Origin of the sequence: Yersinia alsatica (assembly GCF_025133195.1) — a bacterium.
Classification (GTDB): domain Bacteria; phylum Pseudomonadota; class Gammaproteobacteria; order Enterobacterales; family Enterobacteriaceae; genus Yersinia; species Yersinia alsatica.
This window is the reverse complement of record NZ_CP104006.1, coordinates 2006491-2029940: the sequence shown is the minus strand read 5'-3', so window position 1 is coordinate 2029940 and position 23450 is coordinate 2006491. Positions and strand designations below refer to the sequence as shown.

Here is a 23450-nt window from a genome sequence, read left to right as displayed (position 1 = left end):
AAATACACCTTTTACACCGGAATTATTATCACCTGCCGGTACCCTGAAAAACATGCGCTATGCCTTTGCCTATGGGGCAGATGCCGTCTATGCCGGTCAACCGCGCTATAGCCTGCGAGTGCGAAATAATGAATTCAATCACGAGAATTTGGCCTTAGGGATTCAGGAAGCACATGCTTTAGGCAAGCGCTTCTATGTGGTGGTCAATATTGCGCCCCATAACTCTAAGCTGAAAACCTTTCTGCGTGATTTAAAACCGGTGATTGATATGGGCCCGGATGCGCTCATTATGTCCGATCCTGGCTTAATCATGATGGTGCGTGAGGCTTTTCCACAGATGGATATCCACCTGTCAGTGCAAGCCAACGCCGTCAACTGGGCTACCGTAAAATTCTGGCAGCAGATGGGCTTAACTCGAGTGATTCTATCCCGTGAATTATCACTGGAAGAAATAGCTGAAATCCGAGCTCAAGTCCCTGACATGGAGCTGGAAATCTTTGTCCACGGCGCATTGTGCATGGCTTACTCGGGCCGTTGCCTGCTCTCCGGCTATATCAATAAACGTGATCCTAATCAGGGCACATGCACCAATGCCTGCCGCTGGGAATATAATGTTCAGGAAGGGAAAGAAGACGATATTGGCAATATCGTGCATATCCACCAGCCTATTCCAGTGAAAACTGTCGAACCGACACTGGGTATCGGCGCGCCCACTGATAAAGTATTTATGATTGAAGAAGCACAGCGCCCCGGTGAGTATATGACGGCTTCTGAAGATGAGCATGGCACATACATCATGAACTCCAAGGATCTGCGCGCCATCCAGCATGTGGAACGGCTAACCCAATTAGGTGTGCATTCGCTGAAAATTGAGGGCCGGACTAAATCGTTTTATTACTGCGCCCGCACTGCGCAAGTATATCGCCGCGCTATCGACGATGCTGTCGCCGGTAAACCTTTCGACCCAACTTTACTGACCACACTGGAAGGTCTGGCCCACCGTGGCTATACCGAGGGCTTTCTACGCCGCCATGTACATGAAGAACACCAAACTTATGAATATGGCTATTCGGTGTCAGAGCGCCAGCAATTTGTCGGGGAGTTCACAGGTGTCCGTCGTGATGGCCTGGCTGAAGTGGTGGTCAAAAATAAATTCTCGGTCGGTGACAGTGTTGAATTGATGACGCCAGGCGGTAATATCCAGTTTACACTCGAAAGTATGCAGGATAAGAAAGGTCAGCCAGCAGATATAGCGCCGGGTAATGGGCATATCATGTATTTGCCGATCCCAGAGGACATTAATGTAGAATATGGCTTACTGATACGTAATCTCAACGGGACAAATAGCCGAAATCCCCATGAAAAAGCGTAACGTAAAGCAATAAAAAATAATGCCATCGACAAGATGGCATTTTTAGCAAATATTAGAAATGGATCACATCAATTATAATTACACTGGGGTAGTATAGCTCGAGTACAATCAAGAACTAAAAAAGTTTTAAAGCAAGACTAGGAACCACCTCCTTGGCTAGCCCAATCTCCCTTGGGCTGGCCTTTTCTTTTTTACCTCTAATACATTGATAATACTTAACTTTTATTAATTGGTTGTTATTAATGATTCTTATTAAGACATTAACTAATAATAAGAAAAAACTGATACCACGAATTATCCTACAGAAGATAATAATTATCCCAATCGAATAAACATTCCAGTAAAAATTAAACCTATTTTTATTAAGCCTAACTATCGATGATATTCCCCATTATTCCTTGAATAATCTGATAGGTAAATTAAACAGGTATGGGTTATTGTTATCCTTATTGCAGAAATGATCTGGAGCAAGTTATGACGTCAATGCCACATACCCTTCTCATTCTGAACGGTAAGGGGTCCGGTAATCTTGATGTTCGCGATGCAGTCAAAAACTTGCGTGAGGAAGGCTTAACTCTTCATGTTCGTGTCACTTGGGAACAGGGTGATGCAAAACGTTATGTGCAAGAAGCTACCACCTTGAAGGTTGATACTATTATTGCCGGTGGCGGAGATGGCACCATCAATGAAGTGGTGACTGCACTGATGGCATTGCCCGATGCAAACCGCCCCAGTTTGGGTATCTTGCCACTAGGCACTGCCAACGATTTTGCCACCAGTTGTAATATTCCACTGCAAATAGAGAATGCATTGCAATTGGCGGTCAAAGGCCGGGCCGTTGACATCGATTTAGCGCAAGTAAATGGTGAACACTATTTCATCAATATGGCCACCGGTGGCTTTGGTACCCGCATCACTACCGAGACTCCCGACAAGCTCAAAGCGGTGCTCGGCGGTGCTTCTTACTTTATTCATGGCCTGATGCGCATGGATACGATTAAAGCCGATAGCTGTGAAATCCGTGGCCCTGGCTTCGAGTGGTCCGGTGATGCTTTGGTGATAGGGATTGGTAATGGTCGGCAAGCCGGTGGCGGGCAACCTCTCTGCCCCGACGCGCTGATTAATGATGGTCTGCTGCAATTACGTTTGCTGATTGCTGAAGAGTTACTGCCCGCCTTTCTCACCAGCGTGTTTAGTGGTGAAAAAAACAAAAATGTGGTTGAGACAATGCTACCTTGGCTCGAAATCACTGCGCCACATGAAATAACCTTCAATCTGGATGGTGAACCGCTTTCAGGAAAACATTTCCGCATTGCAGTCATCCCTAATGCCATTCAGTGCCGTCTTCCCCCCAATTGCGAGTTATTAGGTTAATCCCCTACATGGGCTAGCAGTGGTTAGCCCATGATTATTCTCGATTTTATTAACCTATTTTCTTACATCCGCCGCCCGTTCTATTCCCATACTGTCTTGGGCTAGTATCCCTTTCACACCAAAAACTTTCATTTCAATTCAATTTTCTTTCATTTATAAACTTCACTTTGAAAGGTTTATCTTTCAAAGTGTGATCCATATGCGATAAATAGATCTAAAAAATGATTATGGTAGTGCACATGGCGACAGACAAGATGATGGAGTTCATTCTGATACCTCAGCATTTTGCAACCGCTTTAATAAGCGGTGTCTTAAATTTCCATTCATAACAGATAGTTATAAGTGGATTCATAAAAACAGCCATAACCTCGATTACAGGAGAAGAAGAATGATTGAACTTATAACCCATGGAGCCGAGTGGTTTATCGGACTCTTCCAAAAAGGGGGAGAAGTTTTTGTTGGAATGGTCACCGGGATTTTACCTTTATTAATTAGTTTGTTGGTCATCATGAATGCCCTGATCAAGTTTGTCGGTCAGGACAGAATTGAACGATTGGCTCAACGTTGCGCAGGTAACCCTGTTTCTCGTTATCTGTTACTGCCACTGATCGGTACCTTTGTATTCTGTAACCCGATGACACTAAGTCTCGGGCGCTTTATGCCAGAAAAATACAAACCAAGTTATTACGCAGCCGCTTCTTACAGCTGTCACTCAATGAATGGTTTGTTCCCACACATAAACCCGGGTGAGTTGTTCGTCTTCCTCGGTATAGCCAGTGGTTTAACCACTCTGGGCCTGCCATTAGGTCCGCTGGCGGTGAGCTACTTCTTGGTTGGGTTGGTCACCAACTTCTTCCGCGGCTGGGTTACTGACCTGACGACCTCTATCTTCGAACGCAAGATGGGTATCCGTCTGGATCGTACCGTACAACTTTAATAGGTCAGTTAACTTTTAATGTCAGTTAACGGCAGACTGTGTGGAGCAGATCATGAGTGAATTTATCCGGATTGAAAAAGGCGAAGGCGGCTGGGGTGGCCCACTGGTATTGCCAATCGTCCCCGGTAAAAAAATTGTTTACATCACTGCCGGTACCCGCCCGGCCATTATTGACCGCATCAGTGAACTGACTGGCTGGGAAGCGGTAGATGGATTTAAAGAAGGTGAACCACCAGCAGCAGAGATAGCGGTTGCTATCATCGACTGCGGCGGAACCTTACGTTGTGGTCTTTATCCAAAGCGCCGCATTCCGACAGTCAATATCCATTCAACCGGTCAATCTGGGCCAATGGCGCAATACATACTGGAAGATATTTATGTCTCTGGTGTGCGTGAAAAAAATATTCAGAAAATCAGTGGAACCGACAATGCCACAGCCGCTGTTTCAGCAGTAGAACCGGTTGAAACCCAGCCAAAAGCGGCGGAGACAACCTCGGCTAAAGGGGGGCGTGATTACGACACCAGCAAGAAAATCACTGAACAAAGTGATGGTTTGCTGGCAAAAGTTGGGATGGGCATGGGCTCTGTGGTTGCCGTCTTCTTCCAGTCAGGCCGCGACACTATTGATACTGTGCTGAAAACTATCCTGCCGTTTATGGCCTTCGTGTCAGCATTAATCGGCATCATCATGGCCTCCGGTTTAGGTGATTTTATTGCTCACGGCTTAACACCGCTGGCCAGCAGCCCAATAGGGTTAGTGCTCTTGGCATTGATCTGTTCCTTCCCGCTGTTGTCACCGTTCTTAGGCCCAGGGGCCGTTATTGCGCAAGTTATCGGCGTATTAGTTGGGGTACAAATTGGTTTGGGGAATATCCCACCACAATTGGCCCTGCCTGCGTTATTTGCGATTAATGCTCAGGCGGCATGTGACTTTATCCCGGTGGGCCTGTCTCTGGCCGAAGCGAAGCAAGATACCGTGCGAGTTGGGGTTCCATCCGTACTGGTCGGCCGCTTCCTGACAGGGGCTCCAACAGTATTGATTGCCTGGGCCGCATCAGCCTTTATTTATCAGTAAGACTTAGGCAATCGGCAAGAGCATAACAAAGATTTTCGGTAATACATTCAACGGTTAAGGATGTACGTATGAATACTATTTATCAGACAACCATTATCAATATCGGTGATAGCGCCCGCGAGGCGCTGTTGGATGACATGCTCATCACCTTCCGCGAAGGGGCACCTAAAGATATTGAAGAGTTCTGTTTTATCCACCAGCACAGCACCACCGATGGGGAATTACAGGCAGGCAACATTATGGAACTGGCACAACAGCGTTATGTCATCACCGCGGTAGGTGACGTTGCCACCCAGAACCTACGTGAACTGGGCCACGTCACTATTCGTTTCAATGGTGACGAGCAGCCTGAGTTTCCCGGCTCCATTCATGTTATTGGCCCGACACCCAGTGATATTCCAGTCGGCAGTGCATTGAAATTTATTCGCTAATTTATTTATTAATTTATCCCCAAAGTTATTGAAGTCGCAGCATAGCAATAGTTCTGGATCACTGACTCGCACCAGTGATTCGGGGCTTACACAGCTGCAGCTTCAATGACCAAGGGTATTGGAGGTGTATATGACACAAGTAGCAGTAGTTATCGGTGGTGGGCAAACTCTGGGCGCATTCTTGTGCCACGGTCTGGCCGAATCAGGTTATAAAGTGGCGGTTGCTGACTTAAATTCAGATAACGCGCAGTTAGTTGCCGACCAGATTAATGCCGAGTATGGTGCTGGCAGCGCGCAAGGTTTTCAGGTGGATGCCACCAACGAAAACAGTGTGCAGATGCTGGCAAAAGCCGTCGATCAAAGCTTCCACCAAACCAATTTATTGGTTTATAGCGCGGGTATTGCCAAAGCGGCCCCGATCACTGACTTCCCTCTGGATGATTTCGACCGTTCACTCCAAGTAAATCTGGTGGGCTATTTCTTATGTGCTCGTGAATTCTCCCGTTTAATGATTCGTGATGGTATTGCCGGTCGCATCATCCAAATCAATTCTAAATCAGGTAAAGTGGGCAGCAAACACAACTCCGGTTACAGTGCAGCGAAATTCGGTGGTGTGGGTCTGACACAGTCATTGGCGCTGGATTTGGCAGATTACGGTATCACCGTGCATTCACTGATGTTAGGCAATCTGTTAAAATCGCCGATGTTCCAGTCACTTTTACCGCAATACGCAGCTAAATTGGGCATTAAGCCAGAAGAAGTTGAAAAGTATTATACCGATAAAGTGCCACTAAAACGGGGTTGTGATTACCAAGATGTATTAAACACCCTGCTGTTCTATGCCAGTGATAAAGCAGCCTACTGTACCGGCCAATCAATCAATATCACTGGTGGGCAAGTGATGTTTTAAATATTGACTCAAGGTTTTTGGTGTTACAGCGAGCACCACTGTAACACCAAGGGCGAAGAGTAAAAGGGGCAAAATATGACACCAACATCCGCACTAATCACCGTTGTTATTATTGCCTGGGTACTGCAAATTTTGCTCGGCTGGTGGCAAATCAATCGGTTTAACCGCGCTTTTGACCGGTTATGTCAGCACAGTAAATCAGTTGGCGTTGGCCGTTCTGGTGGTCGATTTAAACCCAGAGTGGTGATGGCACTGGCTTTTGATGAAAATATGCGCGTCAGTGACAGCATGATCATGCGGGGAATCAGTGTTTTTGCTCGTCCACGTACATTAACGCACCTTCACGGGTTGCATCAGCAAGATTTAATCCCGGATGTGATCTTCCCTACGGATACAGCATGTCAAACTGCACTATCATTAGCGATTAAACCGAAATCATGATATTTTCACAATGAAAGTTATTCTTTTTCATGTGAAAGTTATGCCTGAAAAAGAGGCAATGGAAATACTTGAGCAGGAATCGTTATGAAACCAAAGCAGCGACAAGTCGCTATCCTGGAATATCTCCAGCAACACGGTAAAACGGCCGTCGATCAACTCGCCGCCCATTTTTCGACTACGGGTACCACTATCCGCAAAGATTTAACCAGCCTTGAAAATGAAGGGGCGGTCATTCGCACCTACGGTGGGGTCGTATTAAATCGCGATGATGTTGAGCAACCCATTGATCGTAAAACGCATATTAATACTGAAAAGAAAAAACAGATCGCCAAAGCTGCCAGCAAATTGATTAAAGACGGTGATAGTTTGGTTTTTGATGCGGGCAGTACGGTGCTGCAAATGGTGCCGCACCTGACAAAATTCAACAATATTACGGTGATGACCAATAGCCTGCATATCGTGAATGAATTGGTCGAGTTGGATAACGATCAGACCATTTTGATGCCAGGCGGTACTTACCGTAAAGGCTCAGCCTCTTTTCATGGTAGTCTGGCTGAGTCTGCTTTTGATAAGTTTAGTTTTGATAAGCTGTTTATCGGCGCGGATGGTGTTGATCTTAATGCTGGTGTCACCACGTTTAACGAAGTTTATCATGTCAGTACCGCAATGTGTCACGCCGCCAGTCGCATCATCCTGCTCGTTGACTCTTCCAAATTTGGCCGTAAAAGCCCGAATGTAGTTTGTGCGCTGAATATGGTTGATACCCTGATTACCGATAAAGGTATTAGCGACGAATATTTGCAGGAACTGCAGAAAATGGGCATTAACATCATTCTGGTTGATAAAGATGACTAATCCACTGCTTACCTATGCCCGTGAAACCCTGGAAATTGAGCTAACCGAAGCTCAGCGCTTGTTATCCCGTTTAGATGATAATTTTGTCCGAGCCTGTGAATTATTATTGGCCTGCACTGGCAAAGCGGTTGTTTCCGGTATTGGCAAATCCGGCCATATTGGCAAAAAAATCGCTGCCTCACTGGCCAGTACCGGCACCCCAGCCTTTTTCGTTCATCCTGCCGAAGCATTGCACGGTGATTTGGGCATGATTGGCCCGCAGGACGTGTTGATTTTTATCTCTTATTCAGGCCGCGCCAAAGAGCTGGATTTGATTCTGCCCTTGCTGGCCGACAGTCACATTCCGGTGATTGCAATTACCGGGGGCAAAGAGTCGCCATTAGCGCTCGGTGCCGCCTGTGTGTTGGATATCAGTGTTGAACACGAAGCCTGCCCAATGGGGTTAGCGCCAACATCCAGTGCAGTCAATACCCTGATGATGGGGGATGCGCTGGCGATGGCACTCATGCGCCATCGCGGTTTCGATGCAGAAGATTTTGCCCGTTCACACCCCGGAGGCAGTTTGGGTGCGCGGTTGCTTAACCGAGTTCATCATTTAATGAGAATCGGTGATCGTTTGCCGGTGGTCAATGAGTCTGACAGCGTGATGGAAGCCATGCTGGAGTTAAGCCGCACCGGGTTAGGGCTGGTCGCTGTATGCGACCAAAATCAACGGGTGGTGGGCGTCTTCACCGATGGTGACTTGCGCCGCTGGTTAGTCAAGGGGGGGACTTTACAGCAACCTCTTACCGGGGCAATTACCCGACCGGGCTACCGGTTGCCAGAACAATGGCGCGCGGGTGAAGCACTGGAAGCCCTGCACCAACATCATATTAGTGCGGCCCCAGTGGTGAATCTGGATGGGAAGTTAGTCGGTGCTATCAACCTGCATGACTTGCATCAGGCCGGAGTCGGCTGATTCATCCGCCTAATCATTGGAGCATGATAGTGGCAGTTAATTATCATGCTCCGACGATTAACTAGTGCCAGTTAGGATCTTGTTGTAGCTGCTGTTTCAACATGGCCTGCACCTTCTCATCAGGGCGGCCCAGCCACTGATGGGTGGCAAACTGGCTCGGGTTATCGAGAGCTTGCGGCTTGTCATCCACAGAGACTCGCATCCCCCACGCCTGCCAGCTTTGTTTTTTATCCCGACTAAATGCCACCCACATAAAGTTATTGCTGCAATCATGGGGTTTACAGATACGCCCCACTTTATATTGCTGCCCTTCCCAGTTGATGACCTCATAAGGCCCGGACGTCCCTACCCCTTTACGCGCCCATGCGGGTAGATTTTTCTGGCTCTTCACCATTTTTTGCCAACTATTTTTATAAACAGGCTGTTGCAGAAGGTCGGCGGTGGTCGGAAGAGGTTTAGCTGGTGCGGTCTGAACAGGTGCTGATGCCACTGAGGTAGCCGGCTGTGCCATAGTCCAGGAGCTGGCACTGAGTATTGCTGCAGCAACAAGACAATGGAGGGTGTGATGACCTTTCATTATCGAAAATCCTTATTATCTGATTAGTCTACTCGCCGGGCCTTGAACTAGCCTCTGTGCAATCAATTTGCAGGCGTGATATTAGTTTGCATGTCTAGGACCGCTAACTGGCGAAAAAGTTGATCCATAGCACGAATTTTCATCCTAATTCTCGTTATAGCGCAATCTGTATGACAGCTTGAGGTAAGCTATAAACCAGATATCAATGAGCCGATGAATATCTCGGCTATAAACTCCCGATAAAGGCCATACCATGTTAACCCTTGAGTTACCCGAAGCCCCCGAGAAGCTGTATTACTCCGCCGAGGATGCCCATCCGCTGGACAAACTTGAGAGCGATAAAATCGTCCAAATGGTGATTGACCTGGATGTCGCCAACTCTGACAGTGAACACTATGTCACTGGTTGGATGGGGCTAAATAGTGTGGTCGTGGTGCGGAATTATCAGAATAAACGCGGAACGGCTAATGGTTTTGTGGTCAACATGGGTGATCGCTATCGGCTGAGCATTCAATCGATTGAATTTCGTATTCCCAAAATGGTGCTGTGGATGAGTTTTCGCCGCAAACCGCGCACCATGGAGTTAATCACTTACGAAACTCTGGGCGATCAACCCAGTGGTATGCAGCAATATCGCAATATTCTCGAGGAGGAATTGCGGCATCAGTTGGATAATGATTGGCGCGCATTGAATGACTATCTGGGTGCTGCCTGCTGGCAGTTAGAAAATAATGCCCCACTGTGGCAGCAAGCACATCAAGATATCACCGGCGAGGCTATTAACCAGCTCGCCGCAGCCCCCATTTTCAAGACTAAACATTTACAAGCTGACGGGGATTACGCCGGTTTTTGGGCGGGAGATTACTTTTTTGCCATTAGGCAGCCAACAGCAGAAAATCCCCTACCCGCAGTACAAATTTCCTGGCGGGAAGATGAAAAAGATATTGGCAGCTATCAGTTCGACCTCATAAAGGACGAAGCTGGCGAGCCAAAACTGTCACTGCGCATTCGCCCACGTAAAGGCGCAGACAGTTATCTGCTTAACCGTTTTGATGCTCATCATCTGCAACGTGCCATCGCCATGTTTACAATGACACAGCGCTATTTGCTGGCACAGAAAGCGGAATAGCACTCATCCAATACCAAGTCAGTGATTCGGGCGCATGAGTGCCGCTAACACCGCAGCAGTGTCAAGGGCGCAGGATATATCCAAAATCATTGGCATTGCGGCAAGGCAGCAAGCGAAAAAGTCCCGATGAGCTTACTTGAGTAAGTGATTCGGGCGCATGAGCGCCGCTAACACCGCAGCAGTGTCAAGGGCGCAGGATATATCCAAAATCATTGGCATTGCGGCAAGGCAGTAAGCGAAAAAGTCCCGATGAGCTTACTTGAGTAAGTGATTCGGGCGCATGAGCGCCGCTAACACCGCAGCAATGTCAAGGATGAAGGATATTACCACCATTGATGAAAATGATGCACCGGCCCAATTCCCTGCCCCACCTCAAGGGTATCGGCTTGTTCCAGTGCCCCTTGTAGGTAATGTTTGGCGGCATTCACGGTATCGGCCCAACCTGCGTGTCGTGGCCGTAATGCTGCCAGTGCTGCCGATAAGGTACAGCCCGTGCCGTGGGTATGCCGGGTTGCAACCCGACGAGTCACAAAACGCTGTTCACTGTGGGGGGTAAACAGCCAGTCTGGGCTATCTTCACCACTCAAATGGCCCCCTTTCATCAGCACTCCCTGACAACCTAAAGCCAACAGCGCTCGCCCTTGGTCACACATCTCTTGCTCATCATGTGCTGGCTGGCAACCCAGTAATGCCGCAGCTTCTGGCAAATTGGGAGTAATCAAGGCAACCTGAGGTAGCAGCAGCCGGCGCACAGCATCAACCGCCTCTGGTGCCAGCAGCGCATCACCGCTTTTGGCGACCATTACGGTATCCAGCACCACAAATGGAATCGGGTAGCGGCGCAGTTGCGTGGCAACAATATCCACAATATCCGCATTAGCCAGCATGCCTATTTTGGCGCTATCAATGCGCACATCACTGAGGACCGAATCTAATTGAGCCGCAACAAACGCGGGTTCGATGGGATAGACCGACTGTACGCCACGGGTATTTTGCGCCACCAATGCGGTGATCACTGTGGTGCCGTAAGCTTGTAATGCTGAAAAGGTTTTTAGATCCGCCTGAATACCTGCGCCACCACTCGGGTCAGTTCCAGCAATGGTGAGTGCATTTATGCGCGTCATGAATGCGTCCCCGCAGATATATCAGCAGGCAAGATGGCCAATGGTGCGGTGTGAGTGGCAACAACTGAAGAAAAAACGGCAGGTTGAACGTACATATTCCTCCTAACCGGCGGTCAAGAAGACGGTACCTGTGATACCGCGACTTCCCTACGCTGGCATAATCCAGATCAGGTAATACGGGTAATATCTCAGCCATGCCACTGTTTGTGGCAGGCACCCCGAGTCAGAATTGTTATTATCACGGGCAGATGGTAGAAGATCAATCCTGTATTAGTTATCCCAATGATCAATTTCACAGACGTAGGCAAACCACAGCATGAGTATCAAGATTCGACCGTATCAAGAGAGTGACCGCCCATTTTTACGCACCTTGTATTTGGCAGCACGTCGGGCAACGTTTAGCTGGTTGGATGGGGAGCGTTTTCGTCTGGAAGATTTTGACCGCACCACTCTTTGGGAGACCATTTTGGTCGCTATCGACGGTGATGAGCACCTCGGTTTTGCCTCCATATTTATGGAAGAGAGTTTCCTGCATAATCTGTTCGTTGATCCGAAAATGCAGCATCGCGGGGCGGGAAAAGCATTATTGCAGGCGGCACAAGAGCTATTTACCACTCATGGTTCATTAAAATGTTTAGCAAAAAACCAGCAAGCACTGGCTTTTTATCAAAAAAACGGCTGGGTACCGATTGCCACCGGTAGAAGCAATGACGGCGACTATATTTTAATGCATTGGCATAATGAAAAGATTAAATAATTTTACATCTGTATAGGATAAAACCCAGATAAAAGCCTGAATAGTAAATTTGAATTTATTCAATACAATAGATTTGTGATTCAGTCAATTTTAAAAGGACTATTTATGGGCCCTATATCAAACATACCGAACCTTACAACAACGCATATCACTCAATTGAATAGTGTATCATCAGAAAAAAACAACCACAGTGAAATATTAGAAAGCAGAAAACATGCAATAGACCATATTATAAGTTCAATCAGTCACTCTTTGACTCCTCAATTCGAACCAGAAGACACAGTTGGGAGGTTAGGTGATAGAAAAGTAATCCAGCTTAACTCGGTTAAATTAGAAAGTGGTGAGGAACAATATTACGTCAAGGCAAATATGGAAAAAACACAAATTTCCAACCTCATGAGTAACGATGCAACATCATTTAGATTCAGTCAGTTAGATACAGACAATAGTCAAATAGATAAGGTGGTCTTTATTTTTGACTCTAATGTTTCTTATGACACCATCCCATCGAACAAGAGACTTTTCACCTATGACACACGAGTTGAAAATGAAATACATTATATATCCTGTGGTGGAGGAGTACGTTTTAATTTAAATGAAGAAAGACTTAGCTCTGACATAATAAATAAAAAAGCACATTCACTAAACAACATAATATTAAACTCAGAAAACAAGTCAAACCTGATCATGCAATTACGAAACTGCGTATCCAACAGCTTACATTGCAATAATGAACAGGCAGCTAAAATTAGCAAAGAATTCCCTAATTTTTTTGATAGCATGAAGAATGTAACACCAAATTTGCAGATAAATGCTCATAAACTGGCGAACGAACTTGAAAAGAGCAATTAACGAAAACTCAAAAGGGAGCCTCAGCTCCCTTATTTTTTATAAATAATGAGCGAAATTACTCTCCGCGCAATGATTTGACATCATCAGCTTTGATATTCAGTGCCGGTTGCCCAAACTGTTGCAGCAAATAATTACTCAAACTCACCACCTGCTCATCCGTCAATGTGTTTGCAAAACCAGGCATAAATACTTCGCCATCATTTGTTTTACGCGATACACCGTGGAGAATCACATTAATCAGGTTATTAGGTGCCGACGCCCCGACCACCGAATTCTTCATCAGTGAAGGATAGTAACCATCCTGTACACCCCCACCGGTAAAACCATGGCAAGAAGCGCAATTCCCTAAATACAAACGCGCACCCTCGGTGTTGTTATCTGCCGTGAACGGCATGCCGCGTAAAGTATTAACGCTGGTTGCGGGTTGCCCCCAATCTGAACGACTCTTAGTTTCATCATCTGGATTCAATGGTTTCAAGGTGCGCAGATAAACCGCCATCGCATTCAGATCGCTATCGGTTAAGTGGCGAGTACTATTTTCAATCACTTCCGCCATTGGCCCCGCAGCCTGAGCTTTGCCGTCAACATGGCCGCTACGCAGATATTGCACAATCTGCTCCTGACTCCAGCCACCAATCCCGGCATGAGGATCTGAGGTAATATTGAATGCCGTCCAACCATCAATCTCAGTACCCGCATAGGCTTTGCTGTCTTTCATGCCCATGGTGATATTTCGTGGCGTATGACATTCACCACAGTGCCCTAGCGCCTCAACAAAGTAAGCGCCCTGATTCCATTGTGCATCTTTGCTGCTATCAGGTTCGAAGCGCTGCCCGTCGAAGTTCACCAGATTCCAGAACCATAATCCCCAGCGCTGATTGAATGGGAACGGCATATCATTTTCACGATTTGGCTGATGCACTGCTGGCAAGCTGAACAGATAAGCTTTGATCGCTTTGACGTCATCATCCTTTAGCAAGGTGTAGGAGGTATAAGGAAATGCCGGGTAGAGATTTTCACCATTTTTCCCTTTCCCTTCATGCAATGCGCGCAAAAACTCCTCATCGGTCCAACTACCAATCCCGGTTGCTTTATCCGGGGTAATATTGGGTGAATACAATGTTCCCATCGGGGTTTTAAATGCCAATCCACCGGCAAAAGGTTTGCCGTCTTTGGTAGTGTGGCAGGCCACGCAGTCAGCGGCTTTGGTCAGATACTCACCACGCGCAATCAAGTTAGCGTCAGCGCTGGCATATCCGCTGGCGGCACATCCCAATGCAAGAAGCAGCAATTTCACTGAGTGACCCAGGGTTGGTTTTTTCATCTTACACCTCGGCCTTTAATGTTTCAGCGATGCGCAAAGAGAGCGCGGCAATCGTCAAGGTACAGTTCACTGACCCCACGGTTGGCATCACACTGCTGCTGGCGATAAATAAATTTTTATGGTCATGGGTGCGGCAATCACTGTCTACCACTGAATCTTTCGGATCATTACCCATGATGGTGGTGCCGGTAATATGATTATTGTTAGCGAAATTATTGTGGAACTGAACTTCAGTGCCGCCCATTAACCTTGCCGCCTCAGCATAAACTTGCTGGGTATGCACCGCACTTTTGCGAACGTAATCATCCATTGCATAGTAAAATTCAGGTTTGGGAATACCGATGGCATCTTTCTCTGTCGCACTGGGGATAATACGATTTTCTACATGCGGCAAAATCTCGTGGAAGCTGTCGAACTGCACAAACCGCGCCGCACGATCCCGAATTTTAGCGTCCAGTTGCGGCCCGAGCTGCAAATCCCCTTGAGAAAGTAACTCGATAGTGACTTGATCAGTGCGCGACAAGTTAGACAGATGAATCTTTTTCGCCGCATATTCAGATCGAAACGCCCCATCACGAAAGCCAATCAACGAGGTCATTTCCTGCGGGCCACGCCCCGGCCATAGCGGCTCACTGGCCATAAAGGTGACACCGGTACCCGGATGGTCCATCAGATTACGACCCACCATATCCGAGCTATTCCCCACGCCGCGTGGGTTTTTATCACTGGCGGACATCAGCATCAGTTTTGGAATCTCAATGCCATTGGCCGCCAGCACAAAATACTGACCTTCGGCGCGATGTTCATTACCTTGCGCATCCTTAAACAGTGCAGCGGTAATTTGCTGCTGATCATTCACTTCCAGTTTATAGACCACTGCTTGTGGACGGACGATAGCCCCGGCACGCTCGGCCTTTTCTACATGGGTGATGCCGTTGTACATGGCACCAATCGGGCAAATTGGCATGCAATTATTATTGCCACAACAGGTCGGGCGGCCATCGTAAGGACGGCTGTTACGAGCAACCGGTTCGGTTACCACATTAAAATCACTGCCATTAAAACTGTGGCTGTTTAATACGGTTTTGATGCGCTGCTCATTCCACGATAGTGGCAACGGGGCCATCGGATAAGGTTCGCTGCGCGGTGAGCCTAAGTCTTCATCACTCGGCCCCCAGACACCGAGTTCTTGTTCGGCGCGGAGATACCATTTTTCCAGTGCGGCATATTCAATCGGCCAGTCGCGGCCCACGCCATACACTGTTTTTAGCTTGAAATCGTTCGGCAAAAAACGCCATGCCGATGCGGCCCAATGCCAGGTGGTGCCACCAACCGCACGGATATACTGCACATCGTACGGATGTTCGCCCTTTTGAATCAGATAGTTATTATTAGGATTAGATTCTGGGTGAGGGGCATAGGATGTTGAAGGGTAAGGAGCCATATTGTCTGATTTATCAGGCTGATTGCGGAAATTTTCTACAATTTCCCAGCGAGAAAGGCGCGGGCCCGCTTCTAAAATCAAAACAGACTTCCCTGCCATCGCTAATTGGTGGGCGACTAAGCCACCTGCAACGCCCGAGCCAATGACGACGATATCCGCCTTTAGTGTGTCAGCCATAAATGTATTCTCCAAAATTATAAGGCGACATCAGGCTTTGCAGCCCAGTATCCGGGTTTATTCGGGCAATAAGAGCGAATAACCAACACATCGGATACCGCATCAAACATCAACGCATTTTCATAGCTGATTACTGCGGCGTCAGTTCCGCCACCAATCACGCCAACATACCAACCTTGCAAGATCTGACGGGCAATTTGCTGCTCCAGAGGTGACCACTGGTGAGGTTCACCGGCCGGCAAAGGTTGCAATAGCGCCAGCTTCTGATCAAAACCACCGATTTTTCCGAGTAAAACCTGATAGATACGCTGACCCACTTGTGCATTAAGCTGACGTTTTCCGGTCAGTGCTCGGGAGACCAACATGAATTTTTCCAAATTCTGTGGCGAGGTTTGGGTTGATGCCGCGAAAGCATCCAGAGAGAGAGGATTCATCAGGCTCGTGACTAGCCCGACACCGACATACCCCAGCAGACGACGGCGTGAAATACCGCGCACCTGAGGTATCGGAGAGTGTGTGACCGACATGTTTTTTCTCCACAAAAGAGCACGCGCGCAGTATTCATCCGTTACATATAGGAACATGCTGCTAAGAGGCATGGCGTTAACAGATGCGGGTTACTGCGCGCTAAACTACCGGGCGATTAATGCCGCAGCAGTGGCAATCTTGACTAAAAATGAGTGAACTTCCCGCCTTATTGGCGATGTGAATTATAAAATTAAGATGTTAAACATTTAGTTGAGTTGTAAAGATTCGTCAAGGTTATACCTCATCAATAGGAGGGTAAAGCCAAAATGTGATTTGCGTCACATTTTGTAACTATAACGTCTAGTTATTCCCCCCACTCGATTAATACATCAACACGATTAAGGAGATATGCAGCTTGGTGCCAGAGCTTGCTGTATTCGCGTGATTTATACGTGTGCAAAAATTCCACTAACAAATCTTTGGATTGCTGTAATGCGGCTTTATCGGCAAGTGGGTTTGTATTGTCGGCAAAAAGGCCTTTCAGCGTCTCGATTTTTTGCAGGAAAGATGCCGATTCACCCTTTCTCTGTAATTGATTGGCTATTTGTGGCAATAACCAAGGGAGATAGAAACGCCGAAGAGTGGTATTTAAAAAGTTATAATCAGTTGAGGACCAAGAGGTATTCTTCCCCCCACAGTGAGTGCCGCTGTTAGTGGCTGCGGTGCTCAGTTCACAAACTCCCTTTTCCATATCAAGGATATATCCCAACGCTTGATTATTAACAAATATGGCACCTTGTATTTTTCGCTCATCAAAGTTAATAGCCTGACCAATATGGTCGCCTAGTTTTGGCCCGGTCAAGGCACCACGGAAATTCATCCTTTGCGGCTTTTCATTAATATAAAAATGTAAAACCTTATTTTCATCGCCATTAACTAAGTAGTGAAAATCTTGATCAGCCATAAAATACCATCGTTGAGTAGACATATTATAGGCAACACCATTATCACAGCGATACTCAATTGAGTTATCACTGTAACTACTGCGATTATAGGTAAAGGCGATCGGTGAATCCTGATCTAACCCCTGATTTAGCAATGAAAGACAGGATGCTTCGGTAAGTTTTATCTCCTCATTTGATTTGTTATAAGCAATCAAATACTGAGTCTCAACATTATAGTAAATGTTCTGTCCTCTTTTATTTCCGCCCAAATAGATATTAACATCATCTAACTCACCTAAATGATGAACAATAATATCACGAGAGCCAGACTCATCTATGGACTCTAGGGTTTCTTTATATTGAAGAAGAGGTCGCACAGCATATAACTTTAGTTTTTCAATGAATTCTTCATCAAACCATATTGTATCTCGATTAACTGCAACAGTAGGCTGAGACGGTTGCCTTCTTCGACTCGGCAAGTGATTTACGGCCCCAGGCTTGATATTTAAATTAACATAAAACCCTTCCTCATTTAGTGATAATGCCGTATTTGTCCCTTGATTAATCAAGACAATTTTCCCGTCTATCTTCTTGGGAAGCCAGCGTTGCCCCGGATTGCCAAAATCACAATAGGTAAAGGCGACATCCGCACTTACAATATCTTGCCTTAGATCTGCGGGGTGTAAGCAATAGATATTTCTATCAAATCCTTGTCCGATAAATGCCGTCATAATCTGCCCAGTATGACTATAAAATATAGAAGAACTCTGAGCATCAGCACCTGTAGGTTGGCTGTCTCGGGACAGGACAATACTGTGCCCACGGCTACGATAATAATTATAGCCGAAATATTTTTCTGGAAATAAATTAGAGTTGTAATTGAATACTAGCCGTTTACTGTCCGGGTAGAGTTTTTTGGGTAATACACGATAAGAACTGATATCTGCTATCAAGCCCAACGCTTTCAAATCGGCAGTGTTGGCACTGTTATAAAGCGATGCCGATTTTCCTGTAAATGAAAAATCACTAAAGATATCAACCTGCATATTAAAAGGAATTTTAATAGAGGCTATATTATTATTCCACTGACTAAATAACCACTCATCCTCTGTATAATAGGGTACACAAAACTTCTTGGCCCCCGCTTTTTCAAGGTAATTATCACCAGAGTAAAAACAGACATTATTATCGTGAAAATTGTCAGATATTGCATTGGATGAGATAAAAATTAGCAGATAAAATATCTTATTCACCTTATTATTAACATTCATGCTTCACCTTTAAATAAGAAGTAAGCAGAATCATGCTATTTTTTGCATGGGCCGATACGTGATGAATTGCATTGTCATATTCACACACAGGCAATCTCGTTAATAGAATAATTTACTAAAAATCAATTCATTTTTTATTCTGATGAAGATATAAAACAAAAAAGCCCCCGAAATATCGGAGGCTTCACTAAATTTATCGGACTCTATTTTAACAAATAGAGAAGATATTTATTCCCACTCAATGGTCGCGGGTGGCTTACCACTGATATCGTAAACGACACGAGAAATACCATTCACTTCATTGATGATGCGGTTTGAAACGCGGCCAAGGAAGTCGTATGGCAGATGCGCCCAATGTGCGGTCATAAAATCGATAGTTTCAACCGCACGCAGTGACACAACCCAGTCATATTTACGACCATCGCCCATTACGCCAACTGAACGAACTGGCAGGAAAACAGTAAAAGCTTGGCTGACTTTGTTGTACAAATCGGCTTTATGCAGCTCTTCAATAAAGATGGCATCAGCGCGGCGCAGCAAGTCACAATACTCTTTCTTCACTTCGCCCAGAACACGAACACCTAGACCTGGGCCCGGGAATGGGTGACGGTACAACATGTCGTACGGCAAGCCCAGTTCCAGACCAATTTTACGGACTTCATCTTTAAACAACTCTTTCAACGGCTCTACCAGCCCAAGTTTCATCTCTTTCGGCAAGCCGCCCACATTGTGGTGAGATTTGATAACATGAGCTTTGCCGGTAGCAGATGCAGCAGATTCAATCACGTCTGGATAGATGGTGCCTTGCGCCAACCATTTCACTTGCTCTTGCTTGCATGCTTCTTCGTCGAACAGCTCGACAAACACACGGCCAATGATTTTACGTTTTGCTTCTGGCTCATCAACACCCGCCAGCGCTGCAAGGAAGCGGTCTTCTGCCGCAACATGGACAATATTCAGGCCGAATTTATCGCCGAACATTTCCAGCACTTGATCGGCTTCATTCAGACGCAGCAGGCCGTTATCAACAAACACGCAAGTCAGGCGTTTGCCAATGGCGCGGTGCAGCAACATTGCCGTCACGGATGAGTCAACACCACCGGACAGGCCAAGAATTACATGGTCGTCACCGATTTGTTCACGCAGACGAACAATGGCATCTTCAATAATGGTCGCTGGCGTCCACAGTGCTTCACAAGCACAGATATCCAGAACAAACCGTTCCAGCAGACGTTGGCCTTGCTTGGTATGGGTCACTTCTGGGTGGAACTGTACACCGTAAAAATGCTGCTCTTCGTTGGCCATAATGGCAAACGGACAAGTATCGGTGCTAGCTACAGCCACAAAACCAGATGGAATTGCGGTGACTTTGTCACCATGGCTCATCCAGACATCCAGGACAGCTTCACCGGCTGGATTAATCGCATCTTTGATATCACGAATCAGTGCACAGTCTGTTTTAATTTCAACCTGCGCATAGCCGAATTCACGATGATTTGAGCCTTCGACCTTGCCACCCAGTTGGGCTGCCATAGTCTGCATGCCGTAACAGACACCTAGCACAGGCACACCTGCAGTGAAGACATAATCAGGTGCGCGCGGGCTATCCTGTTCGGTGGTGCTTTCAGGACTACCAGAAAGAATGATACCGCTTGGATTAAACTCACGGATTTGGGCTTCGGTCACGTCCCACGCCCATAGCTCACAATAGACACCGATTTCACGAACACGGCGCGCGATTAACTGGGTGTATTGCGAACCGAAATCAAGAATAAGAATGCGATGTTTATGAATATTTTTTGTCATGTGCGGCATGTTCCACAAGTTTTTAATAAAATAATTGAAAGCATTCCAGTCGGCGCAACCAAAAAGCGGGTTAGCGCCCGCAGCACAGTATGCGCAGTTGACACCAAGTCAATGAGCAATACGAGCCGCGGCCGATAACCAGATTCGCCGGTTTAAGCCCCTGGAATTAGCCCATGCGATAGTTTGGTGACTCTTTGGTAATAGTCACATCATGCACATGGCTTTCTTGAATACCTGCACCGCTGATGCGAACAAACTCAGCTTTGGTGCGCAATTCATTAATGGTGCCACAACCGGTCAGGCCCATGCATGAACGCAGGCCACCCATTTGCTGATGCACAATCTCTTTCAACAGACCTTTGTATGCCACACGCCCTTCGATACCTTCTGGTACCAATTTGTCGGCAGCATTATCGGTCTGAAAATAGCGGTCTGAAGAACCTTTGGACATCGCCCCCAGAGAACCCATACCGCGATAAGATTTAAATGAACGGCCTTGATAGAGCTCAATTTCACCCGGAGACTCTTCCGTCCCCGCCAGCATAGAGCCGACCATCACACAGGAAGCACCTGCGGCAATGGCTTTAGCAATATCGCCAGAGAAACGAATACCGCCATCGGCAATAACCGGTATCCCAGTACCTTCCAGTGCTTCAACCGCATCAGCAATGGCAGTGATCTGTGGAACACCCACACCAGTCACGATACGAGTAGTACAGATTGAACCAGGGCCGATACCCACTTTAACCGCGCTTACCCCCGCATCAGCCAAGGCTTTAGCCCCAGCACCGGTAGCGACGTTACCGCCAACGATTTGCAGATTAGGATATTTAGCACGAGTTTCGCGGATGCGTTGCAGAACGCCTTCGGAGTGACCATGAGATGAGTCGATCAACAAAACATCGACGCCAGCAGCGACCAGAGCGTCAATACGCTCTTCATTGCCAGCACCGGCACCAACAGCAGCACCAACACGTAGGCGGCCATGCTCGTCTTTACAAGCATTAGGCTTACGTTCTGCTTTTTGGAAGTCTTTTACAGTGATCATGCCGCGCAGATGGAAGCTGTCATCAACAACCAACGCTTTTTCGACACGTTTTTCATGCATTTTTTGCAGGACAACTTCGCGGGCTTCGCCTTCCTTGACGGTTACCAAGCGCTCTTTCGGTGTCATAACCGCAGTCACGGGTTGGTCCAAATCAGTAACAAAGCGAACATCACGGCCAGTAATGATCCCAACCAGTTCGTAATCTTCGGTCACTACCGGGTAACCGGCGAAACCGTTACGAGCAGTCAGTTCTTTAACCTGACGAAGAGTTGTTGTTGGCGTCACAGTCTGTGGCTCGGTAACAACACCACTTTCGTGTTTTTTCACCCGACTGACTTCTTCAGCCTGGCGTTCGATGGACATATTTTTGTGGATGAACCCTAAACCGCCCTCTTGTGCCAGCGCAATGGCCAGACGAGACTCGGTTACGGTATCCATTGCTGCGGACAGCATAGGGATATTCAGGCGGATAGTTGCAGTCAGTTGGGTACCAAGTTCTGCCGTATTAGGCAAGACTGTGGAGTGGGCTGGAACCAGGAGAACGTCGTCAAATGTTAGAGCTTCTTTCGCGATACGTAGCATGGGCAATATCTCACCAAGGTGAATGTAAAAAGATAAAATATTGCCGTGGCATTATACAGAGCGTAATCGGTTGCCTCCAGCACTTTCTCATTATTTTTCTTGCCAAGCAGTTTGAGGCAGGTAATATCGGTCAATTAAGTGCTTGTTTAAAAACTTGATCCAGGTCACATGTCACAAACTTCTGCGTCATCAATTTTTACTGTTAGCCGCCTTAATCAGACGGTTCGACAGCTGTTGGAAATGGAAATGGGCCAAATTTGGCTCACCGCCGAGATTTCTAATTTCTCTCAGCCCTCTTCTGGTCACTGGTATTTCACCTTAAAAGATGACCGGGCTCAGGTGCGCTGCGCGATGTTTCGCAACACTAATCGTCGGACAACGTTTCGCCCGCAAAATGGCCAGCAAGTGTTGGTCAGGGCCTCGATCACCTTGTATGAACCACGCGGTGATTACCAGTTAATTGCAGAAAGTATGCAACCTGCTGGCGACGGATTGCTACAACAGCAGTTTGAACAACTTAAGCAACAGCTAGCCGCAGAAGGGCTTTTTGACCAGAGTCATAAACAACCGCTACCCAGCCCAGCCCAACAGGTCGGGGTGATTACCTCATCCAGCGGCGCAGCGCTCCACGATGTTTTGCAAGTTTTACAACGCCGGGATCCATCACTGCCGGTTATTATCTACCCAACAGCCGTACAGGGCGCTGATGCTCCTTTGCAGATAGTTCGTGCTATCCAATTGGCTAATTTGCGCGCTGAATGTGATGTGTTGATCGTTGGCCGCGGTGGTGGTTCGTTAGAGGACTTATGGAGCTTTAATGATGAGCGGGTGGCCCGCGCCATCTTTAACAGCCACATTCCTATCGTCAGTGCCGTCGGCCATGAAACCGATGTCACTATTGCCGATTTTGTCGCTGATTTACGTGCGCCAACCCCTTCAGCCGCCGCAGAGTTAGTCAGCCGCAACCAAATTGAGTTGGTCAGGCAGATTCAGGGGCAACAGCAACGAATGGAAATGGCGATGGATTACTATCTGGCGCAACGTAGCCAGCAATTCACCCGCCTTGAACATCGGCTCCAGCAGCAACATCCTCATTTGCGTCTCGCTCGCCAACAAACGCTATTACTAAAATTGCAACGCCGGTTGGAAGAGAGTGCGCAAACCCAAATTCGCCGATTAAGCCGGCGCACCGAGCGGCTCCAGCAGCGTTTGGTTCAGGTTCAACCGCAAGGGCAGATTCACCGCTACAATCAGCGGGTGCAACAGCAAGAATATCGTTTACGCCAGGCACTAGAGCGCCAGCTAAACGGTTATCGCCAACGCTTTGGTATTGCCTGCTCACAATTGGAAGCCGTCAGCCCGTTAGCCACACTGGCCCGCGGCTACAGTGTCACGCAGACTCCTGAAGGCACGTTACTCAAGACCACCCAGCAGGTGCATACCGGCGATAAACTCACCACCAGACTGCAAGATGGTTGGGTGGAAAGTGAAATCACCCAGATTAACGTGGCAAAGAAAAATGTGGCCAAGAAGCCGCGCCAGCGTAAAGCCGCGGAGTAGCACTAAACCTTTTGTCAGCTAAGCAAACAGCTCT

General features: G+C 47.2%; 21 protein-coding genes and 1 riboswitch. Of the genes, 13 read left to right on the top strand and 8 right to left on the bottom strand.

Going from position 1 to position 23450, the window contains the following annotated elements:
* Positions 1–52: 52 nt before the first annotated feature.
* The 9 genes from trhP (at position 53) to gutQ (ending at position 8353) form a co-directional block, all read left to right on the top strand.
* Entirely contained in the window at positions 53–1372 is a 1320-nt protein-coding gene (trhP, locus tag N0H69_RS08970; protein ID WP_375541940.1) for a prephenate-dependent tRNA uridine(34) hydroxylase TrhP, read from the top strand.
* Positions 1373–1855: 483 nt separating this feature from the next.
* A complete protein-coding gene (gene yegS / locus N0H69_RS08965) occupies positions 1856–2746 on the top strand; it encodes a lipid kinase YegS (RefSeq protein ID WP_072077631.1) in 891 nt (296 codons plus the stop codon).
* A gap of 388 nt (positions 2747–3134) precedes the next feature.
* Positions 3135–3683, top strand: a complete 549-nt coding sequence (gene srlA, locus N0H69_RS08960; RefSeq protein ID WP_032910718.1) for a PTS glucitol/sorbitol transporter subunit IIC — start codon at positions 3135–3137, stop codon at positions 3681–3683.
* A gap of 52 nt (positions 3684–3735) precedes the next feature.
* Entirely contained in the window at positions 3736–4758 is a 1023-nt protein-coding gene (srlE, locus tag N0H69_RS08955; protein ID WP_050107977.1) for a PTS glucitol/sorbitol transporter subunit IIB, read from the top strand.
* Between the two features lie 68 nt (positions 4759–4826).
* Positions 4827–5189 (top strand): PTS glucitol/sorbitol transporter subunit IIA, encoded by a 363-nt coding sequence (gene srlB / locus N0H69_RS08950; RefSeq protein ID WP_050151809.1) that lies wholly within the window; start codon positions 4827–4829, stop codon positions 5187–5189.
* Between the two features lie 130 nt (positions 5190–5319).
* On the top strand, positions 5320–6099 hold the full coding sequence (gene srlD / locus N0H69_RS08945) for a sorbitol-6-phosphate dehydrogenase (protein WP_050107980.1): 780 nt from the start codon (positions 5320–5322) through the stop codon (positions 6097–6099).
* Positions 6100–6174: 75 nt separating this feature from the next.
* Positions 6175–6540 (top strand): transcriptional regulator GutM, encoded by a 366-nt coding sequence (gene gutM / locus N0H69_RS08940; protein ID WP_050107981.1) that lies wholly within the window; start codon positions 6175–6177, stop codon positions 6538–6540.
* Positions 6541–6624: 84 nt separating this feature from the next.
* Positions 6625–7395, top strand: a complete 771-nt coding sequence (gene srlR / locus N0H69_RS08935; protein WP_050107983.1) for a glucitol operon DNA-binding transcriptional repressor SrlR — start codon at positions 6625–6627, stop codon at positions 7393–7395.
* The gene (gene gutQ / locus N0H69_RS08930) at positions 7388–8353 is read left to right on the top strand and encodes an arabinose-5-phosphate isomerase GutQ (protein ID WP_050151808.1); all 966 of its coding nucleotides are present in this window, start codon (positions 7388–7390) and stop codon (positions 8351–8353) included. Before srlR ends, gutQ begins: the two co-directional genes overlap by 8 nt.
* Positions 8354–8414: 61 nt before the next feature.
* Here gutQ and N0H69_RS08925 read toward each other — a convergent pair whose 3' ends face one another.
* On the bottom strand, positions 8415–8930 hold the full coding sequence (locus tag N0H69_RS08925; protein ID WP_050107987.1) for an inhibitor of vertebrate lysozyme family protein: 516 nt from the start codon (positions 8928–8930) through the stop codon (positions 8415–8417).
* 253 nt (positions 8931–9183) lie between these two features.
* Between N0H69_RS08925 and N0H69_RS08920 the strand changes: the two genes are divergently transcribed.
* Positions 9184–10059, top strand: coding sequence for a hypothetical protein (locus N0H69_RS08920; protein ID WP_050151807.1), 876 nt, complete (start codon positions 9184–9186; stop codon positions 10057–10059).
* Between the two features lie 323 nt (positions 10060–10382).
* Here N0H69_RS08920 and thiD read toward each other — a convergent pair whose 3' ends face one another.
* A complete protein-coding gene (gene thiD, locus N0H69_RS08915; RefSeq protein ID WP_050151806.1) occupies positions 10383–11183 on the bottom strand; it encodes a bifunctional hydroxymethylpyrimidine kinase/phosphomethylpyrimidine kinase in 801 nt (266 codons plus the stop codon).
* Positions 11184–11310: 127 nt separating this feature from the next.
* A riboswitch (TPP riboswitch) is annotated at positions 11311–11414 on the bottom strand.
* 85 nt (positions 11415–11499) lie between these two features.
* Here thiD and N0H69_RS08910 point away from each other — a divergent pair.
* Together N0H69_RS08910 and N0H69_RS08905 are read left to right on the top strand one after the other, a co-directional pair.
* A complete protein-coding gene (locus N0H69_RS08910) occupies positions 11500–11940 on the top strand; it encodes a GNAT family N-acetyltransferase (RefSeq protein ID WP_050151805.1) in 441 nt (146 codons plus the stop codon).
* 105 nt (positions 11941–12045) lie between these two features.
* A complete protein-coding gene (locus tag N0H69_RS08905; RefSeq protein ID WP_050151804.1) occupies positions 12046–12792 on the top strand; it encodes a hypothetical protein in 747 nt (248 codons plus the stop codon).
* Between the two features lie 55 nt (positions 12793–12847).
* Here the strand turns inward: N0H69_RS08905 and N0H69_RS08900 are convergent, their stop codons facing one another.
* The 6 genes from N0H69_RS08900 to guaB form a co-directional block, all read right to left on the bottom strand.
* Positions 12848–14116 (bottom strand): cytochrome c, encoded by a 1269-nt coding sequence (locus tag N0H69_RS08900; protein WP_050151803.1) that lies wholly within the window; start codon positions 14114–14116, stop codon positions 12848–12850.
* A gap of 1 nt (position 14117) precedes the next feature.
* Entirely contained in the window at positions 14118–15737 is a 1620-nt protein-coding gene (locus N0H69_RS08895) for a GMC family oxidoreductase (protein WP_050151802.1), read from the bottom strand.
* Positions 15738–15754: 17 nt separating this feature from the next.
* Complete coding sequence (locus N0H69_RS08890) at positions 15755–16264, bottom strand: sugar dehydrogenase complex small subunit (protein ID WP_050135112.1); 510 nt, start codon at positions 16262–16264, stop codon at positions 15755–15757.
* Positions 16265–16569: 305 nt separating this feature from the next.
* On the bottom strand, positions 16570–18420 hold the full coding sequence (locus tag N0H69_RS08885) for a hypothetical protein (protein WP_050151801.1): 1851 nt from the start codon (positions 18418–18420) through the stop codon (positions 16570–16572).
* A gap of 228 nt (positions 18421–18648) precedes the next feature.
* On the bottom strand, positions 18649–20226 hold the full coding sequence (gene guaA / locus N0H69_RS08880; RefSeq protein WP_050135108.1) for a glutamine-hydrolyzing GMP synthase: 1578 nt from the start codon (positions 20224–20226) through the stop codon (positions 18649–18651).
* Between the two features lie 166 nt (positions 20227–20392).
* Positions 20393–21856, bottom strand: coding sequence for an IMP dehydrogenase (guaB, locus tag N0H69_RS08875; RefSeq protein ID WP_050101379.1), 1464 nt, complete (start codon positions 21854–21856; stop codon positions 20393–20395).
* A 168-nt stretch (positions 21857–22024) separates the two neighbouring features.
* Between guaB and xseA the strand changes: the two genes are divergently transcribed.
* Positions 22025–23416, top strand: a complete 1392-nt coding sequence (gene xseA / locus N0H69_RS08870; RefSeq protein ID WP_050151800.1) for an exodeoxyribonuclease VII large subunit — start codon at positions 22025–22027, stop codon at positions 23414–23416.
* Positions 23417–23450: the final 34 nt, after the last annotated feature.